Source organism: Bradyrhizobium sp. (assembly GCF_035701725.1).
In the GTDB taxonomy this organism is placed as follows: domain Bacteria; phylum Pseudomonadota; class Alphaproteobacteria; order Rhizobiales; family Xanthobacteraceae; genus Bradyrhizobium.
Genome location: NZ_DASSRP010000118.1, coordinates 50,469 through 56,468 on the forward strand (window position 1 = coordinate 50,469; position 6,000 = coordinate 56,468).

The following is a 6,000-nucleotide window of genomic DNA, read 5'->3' on the forward strand; positions in this document are numbered from 1 at the left end:
GCAGGCCTCGCCATCGTGGTTCAATCTTTGTATGGTGCGGCCCGCATTGGGGACTTTGACGTGAATCGCGACGACCGCCGAACCTATCGACGATGGGCCCTCATCCTGTTGGGGGCGAGCGCGCTGGCGCTTTCCGGTTGCGGCCGCAAGGGGCCGCTCGATCTGCCGCCGACCGCCTCGTCGCAGCCGGGCGCGACCGCCAATGCGGTGCAGCCCGATCCCACCGCAACCGCCGAGGCGAGCAAGGGCAACCTGTTCAATCCGAGCTATGGCAGCGACCAGTTGCCGGCCGCCGGCAAAGGTCCGAAACGGCCGTTTGCGCTCGATCCGCTTCTCGACAGCAAGTAAGCTTGCGTTTCGGTGGATTCGATGTCCGCCGCCGCTTTCTCAGACTGACCGGAAAACCAATTATGAATCACTTCGATTATCGCAACGGCGTGCTTCACGCCGAGGCGGTTAGTCTGGTGGAACTCGCCGATGCGGTGGGCACGCCGTTCTATTGCTATTCGACGGCTACACTGGAACGTCACTATCGCGTCTTCAGCGAGGCCTTTGCCGGCGAGAAGGCGCTCATTTGCTACGCCATGAAGGCGAACTCCAATCAATCGGTGCTGCGGACGCTGGCCAAGCTTGGCGCCGGTGCTGACGTGGTCTCCGGCGGCGAACTCAAGCGCGCGCTCAGCGCCGGGATTCCGCCCGAGCGGATCGTGTTTTCCGGCGTCGGCAAAACCGAGGCCGAATTGCGCGCGGCGCTGGCCGCCGACATCCTCTGCGTCAACGTCGAGTCCGAGCCTGAGTTGGAGCTGCTGTCGCGCCTCGCAAGCGAGCAGGGCAAGACCGCGCGGATTTCGGTTCGCGTCAATCCGGACGTCGATTCCGGCACGCATGCGAAAATCTCGACCGGCAAGTCCGAGAACAAATTCGGCATTCCGCTGACCCACGCCCGCGCCGTCTATGCGCGCGCAGCCAAGCTGCCAGGCATTCGCGTCACCGGCGTCGACATGCATATCGGCAGCCAGATCACCGATCTCGAGCCGCTCGAGGCGGCTTTTCGCTTGCTCGCCAATTTCGTGCAGAGCCTGCGCGCCGACGGCCATACCATCTCGCACGTCGATTTTGGCGGCGGTCTCGGTATCCCTTATCATATGGATCGCGAAGCGCCGCCGTTGCCTTCTGCCTATGCCGCGATGGTCAAGCGCGTGACCCACAATCTCGGCTGCACGCTATTGTTCGAGCCGGGCCGGAACATCGTCGGCAATGCCGGAATCCTGGTCTCGCGCGTGATCTATGTGAAGCAGGGCGAAGCCAAGAAGTTCGTCATCATCGATGCCGCGATGAACGACCTGATTCGCCCGACCTTGTACGAAGCGCATCACGACATCCTGCCGGTGCGCGCGGCGCCGCAAGGCGCGCCCACCATCACCGCGGACGTGGTCGGGCCGGTCTGCGAAAGCGGCGATTATCTCGCGCTCGGCCGCAGCATGCCGGACGTGAAAGCCGGCGATCTTATCGCCATCATGACCGCGGGCGCCTATGGCGCCGTGCAGTCCGGCACCTACAATACTCGTGCGCTGGTGCCCGAAGTGCTGGTCAAGGACGACCAGTATGCGGTGGTGCGCCCGCGCATCGAGGTCGATGCGCTGATTGCGATGGACCGCGCTGCGCCTTGGCTGTAGGCCTTGGCTGTAGCTGCGGCGGCTTGGTCTTGCGACCGCATTCGGCCTTGCCGTTCTGGCCGCAACGTTCGTGACAGGTTTGGTTGGTTCCAAATTTGACGCTTGGCCGCCGGGCGGCAGCGGTCACGGCTTCGTGTTATGCATGAATCCGGGTGTGGGAATACCCGGCCGGCGTGGGTGCCTCACGGCTGCCGTTGTGTTAGAGTCTATGTTGCCGGGCAAGCTGGAGAGATGATTGAGCGAACCCACCCCCGTTTCGCCGGAGCCGGAACGCAGCGCTGATGCCGTTTCGCGGCTGAAGCTCGCGCAGGCGCTGCGGCGCGCCGGATTTGCCATCGCCTGGGAACGAAGCTGGCCGCATCTGGCGCGGCTTATGACCGTCATCGGACTGTTCCTGGTGCTGTCCTGGGCCGGTCTGTGGCTGGTGCTGCCTTTCCTCGCCCGCGCCGTCGGTTTGGGTCTGTTTGCGCTGTTGGCGGTTGCCGCGCTGTTTCCGCTGGCTCGTTTTCGCTGGCCAAGCCGTCAGGATGCGCTGACGCGGCTCGATCGCGGCACCGGAATTCGCCACCGGCCGGCGACGACGCTGAGCGACACGCTGACGACGCAAGATCCGGTCGCGCAGGCGCTGTGGCAGGCGCAGCGCGAGCGCACGCTGGCTTCGATCAAGCGAATCCGGGCCGGGCTGCCGTCGCCGCGGCTTGCCATTCACGACCCCTGGGCGCTGCGCGCGCTGATCGTCGTGCTGATGGTGGCGACCTATATCGCCGCCGGTGACGAGCGAAGGATTCGCGTCGCTGCCGCTTTCGACTGGAACGGCGTGTTCGCCGCCGACAATGTCAGGGTCGATGCCTGGGTCACGCCGCCGATTTATACCGGGCGGCCGCCGGTGATCCTGTCGGCGGCCAACAAGGAGGCCGCGCTTCCGCCATCGGGCCCGCTGTCGGTGCCGGCCGGCAGCACGCTGATCGTACGCTCAAGCGGCGGCGCGCTCGACGTCGTGGTTGGCGGCGGCATCACGGAGGTCGCGCCGGCCGAGCAGGCGCCCAAGGGCACCAGCGAAAAGCATTTCACCATCGCAGGGGACGGCACGGCTCATGTCCGCGCACCGTCGAGCCAGCCGCAATGGCGCTTTGCCGCGCTGGCGGACCGCCCGCCGACCATTGCGCTCGCCAAGGATCCCGAGCGGCAGGCGCGCGGTTCGTTGCAACTGTCCTACAAGATCGAAGACGATTACGGCGTCACCGAAGCGCACGCGGTATTTGCCGCCCGCACCAAGCCGGCCGATGGCAGCGAGGCGCACCCGCTGTACGAGCCCCCACAATTCTCGCTGGTGCTGCCCAACGTCCGCACCCGCAACGGTGTCGGCCAGACCGTCAAGGATCTGAGCGAAGATCCCTATGCCGGCGCCGACGTCACGCTCACGCTTACGGCCAAGGACCAGGCCGGCAACGAGGGCCGCAGCGAGCCGTTCGATATGCGCCTGCCGGAGCGGCTGTTTACCAAGCCGCTGGCGCGCGCGCTGATCGAACAGCGCCGCACGCTCGCGCTCAATGCCGATCAACGGCCGCAGGTCATCGATGCACTTGAGGCGCTGTCGATCGCCCCGGAACTGTTCATGGCGGATCAGGCAGGCCAATATCTCGGCCTGCACAGCGTCACGCGCGAACTCGAAGCGGCGCACTCCGATGATGCCTTGCGCGGCGTTGTCGCGAGCATGTGGGCGCTTGCCGTCACGATCGAGGATGGCAACATCACCGATGTCGACAAGGCGCTTCGCGCAGCGCAGGACGCGCTGAAGGAGGCGCTCGAGCGCGGCGCCAGCGATGAGGAGATCAAGAAGCTCACCCAGGATCTGCGCGCGGCGCTCGACAACTTCCTGCGCCAGCTCGCCGAGCAGCTTCGCAATAATCCGCAGGCTCTGGCCCGGCCGCTCGATCCCAATGCCAGGGTCATGCGCCAGCAGGACCTCAATAACATGATCGACCGCTTGGAGCGGCTATCGCGCTCCGGCGACAAGGAATCGGCGCGGCAGTTGCTCGACCAGCTACAGCAGATGCTGGAAGGATTGCAACTCGCCCAGCCCGGACAGTCCGGCGATGACGATATGGAGCAGGCGCTGAACGAACTCGGCGACATGATCCGCAAGCAGCAGCAATTGCGCGACAAGACGTTCAAGCAGGGGCAGGATTCGCGGCGCGATCGCCAGCGCGGCAAACAGGGCGATCAGGCGATGGGCGATCTGCAGCAGGATCAGCAGGGCCTGCGTGACCGTCTGAAGAAATTGCAGGAAGAGTTGGCCAAGCGCGGCATGGGACCGGGTCAGCGCGGCCAGAAGGGGCAGCAGGGCCAGCAAGGTCAGCAGGGCCAGCAGCCGGGCCAGGACGGCGATGCCGGTGATGACGAGGATGGCCTCGGCGCGGCCGACAATGCGATGGGTGATGCCAGCGGCAAGCTCGGTGAGGGCAACGCCGACGGCGCCGTGGATTCGCAAGGCAAGGCGCTGGAGGCCCTGCGCAAGGGTGCACAAGGCCTGGCGCAGGCTCTGCAGCAGCAGGACGGCGAAGGTCAGGGTACAGGTCCCGGCGCCCGTGCCGGCCGGCAGCAGGGTGATGGCAACCAGAGCGATCCATTGGGGCGGCCCTTGCACGGCAAGGATTTCGGCGACGATCTGACGGTGAAGATTCCCGGCGAGATCGACGTGCAGCGGGTACGGCGAATTCTCGAAGAGCTGCGCCGGCGTCTCGCCGATCCGCAGCGTCCGCAGATCGAGCTCGACTATCTCGAGCGGCTCTTGAAGGACTATTGAGGCCTCTCTCCTGCAAAAGCAGGGGGGCTTGCCGTCAGGCTTTCTTTGCCGCCAGTGCGTCCGCAACCGCGGTGCGGATGTCGGCTACCGAAAACGGCTTGCTGATGACATCGTGCGCGATGGCGTTGAGGCCGGAAGCGCGCTCGCGCTGCTCGGCATAGCCGGTCATCAGCAGAATGGTGAGTTGCGGAAAATCGCGTGCTGCCGTCAGCGCCAGCGCAATGCCGTCCATCACCGGCATCTGGATGTCGGTCAACAGCAAATCGAAGGGAAGGCTGGGGCCGCTCAAGATGTCGAGCGCCTCGGCGCCATCGGCCGCCGTCGTGATCTCGTGGCCATCCATGGCGATGGCGCGCGCGACCAGGAGGCGCATCGATTCCTCGTCGTCGACGATCAACACCCGTGACATGACGATCCCTTGAAGCTGTAGAAGCGTATCGAATTTCGTAAAGCGGGTCCTAGAGCTCCGATTCCGAAGTTCGTATGGTATCGCGGCTCCACGTTTACGAACTTCGGGATCAAAGGAGCTCTAGCAACCTAATGATTCTCGTGCGGTTTAGAATCTGAAGTTCCTATGACCAACCCGCAGCGAAACTGATAGGAACTTCAAATTCACCGCACTAGCCGAGATCCCGCTTGTTGAAGAAGCGCACGTCGATGTTGCGGCCTTCCGGCGGCGGTGCGGCAAGCCGCGACTTGAATTGCGCCCGCTCGCCGGGTTTCAGGACCGATTGCTCGAGCACCGCATTCCAGGCGTAGATTTCGGCGCCTTGCGCATCCCGCACGCTGAACCGCAGCCGGGGAATCTCGACGGGCTTGTTCGATTCGCCGGTGATCGAACCCTCGATCACCAGAACCGGTTTGCCCTCGACCATTTCCGAGGACACCTTGACGTCCCTAAACTTGAGCCCCCGCAGATTGACCTCGAGGCCGACCAATTTATAGAACGCCGCCGTCTGCGGCAGCAGGCGAACCAGTTCGGCGCGCCAGACCAGGGTCGCCAGCACCAGCGCTCCCATTGCCGCGCAGGCCGTGGTGAGGCTGATCGGCGACTTGATATGCGGCAGGCGGACAGCCTTGAGCCAGGACAAGCGTCCGGGCTGCGAGCCGTCGAACTCCTCGCCGGCGTCAGTTGACCAGCCGTCCAGATTTTGATCCTGAGCCGCCGTCTGCCAGTCGCCGGCGATCGAGGGGCTGTCGACATGCGGGGTTCCGCTTTCGGCGTCCTGTCCGTGGCTGTTCCATCCGGCACTCTCGTCGTAGTCGCCATCGCCTGTCCCAGCCATCGCATGGCCGGCGAATTCGACGGCATCTTCCGGCCGGGCGAGCCAGACTTCCTTGCAGCGGGAGCAGCGCACGGTGCGGCCGGCTTCGCCGAGGGCTGCCGAACTGATGCCATAGGAGGTTGAGCAATAGGGGCAAATGATCTGCATGGAGCCGCTCTCCGCAAGGACGCCCGCCGGGGCTGCCGGGTTGTCCTCGCTTTTTCGGAATTCATGCCCGAATCTGAAGCCAATT

The 6,000-nt window shown here is 64.7% G+C and carries 5 protein-coding genes; 3 read left to right on the forward strand and 2 right to left on the reverse strand.

Going from position 1 to position 6,000, the window contains the following annotated elements; genetic code table 11:
- The first annotated feature begins 60 nt into the window (after window positions 1–60).
- The 3 genes from lptM (at window position 61) to VFL62_RS06795 (ending at window position 4,482) form a co-directional block, all read left to right on the forward strand.
- Window positions 61–348, forward strand: a complete 288-nt coding sequence (lptM, locus tag VFL62_RS06785) for an LPS translocon maturation chaperone LptM (RefSeq protein ID WP_325171599.1) — start codon at window positions 61–63, stop codon at window positions 346–348.
- 62 nt (window positions 349–410) lie between these two features.
- Window positions 411–1,676: a diaminopimelate decarboxylase gene (lysA, locus tag VFL62_RS06790; protein ID WP_325171600.1), complete on the forward strand. Its 1,266-nt coding sequence runs from the start codon at window positions 411–413 to the stop codon at window positions 1,674–1,676.
- A 235-nt stretch (window positions 1,677–1,911) separates the two neighbouring features.
- Window positions 1,912–4,482, forward strand: a complete 2,571-nt coding sequence (locus VFL62_RS06795; protein ID WP_325171601.1) for a TIGR02302 family protein — start codon at window positions 1,912–1,914, stop codon at window positions 4,480–4,482.
- A 34-nt stretch (window positions 4,483–4,516) separates the two neighbouring features.
- Here VFL62_RS06795 and VFL62_RS06800 read toward each other — a convergent pair whose 3' ends face one another.
- Together VFL62_RS06800 and VFL62_RS06805 are read right to left on the reverse strand one after the other, a co-directional pair.
- Entirely contained in the window at window positions 4,517–4,891 is a 375-nt protein-coding gene (locus VFL62_RS06800; RefSeq protein ID WP_325171602.1) for a response regulator, read from the reverse strand.
- A 211-nt stretch (window positions 4,892–5,102) separates the two neighbouring features.
- Window positions 5,103–5,915 (reverse strand): MJ0042-type zinc finger domain-containing protein, encoded by an 813-nt coding sequence (locus tag VFL62_RS06805; protein ID WP_325171606.1) that lies wholly within the window; start codon window positions 5,913–5,915, stop codon window positions 5,103–5,105.
- Window positions 5,916–6,000: the final 85 nt, after the last annotated feature.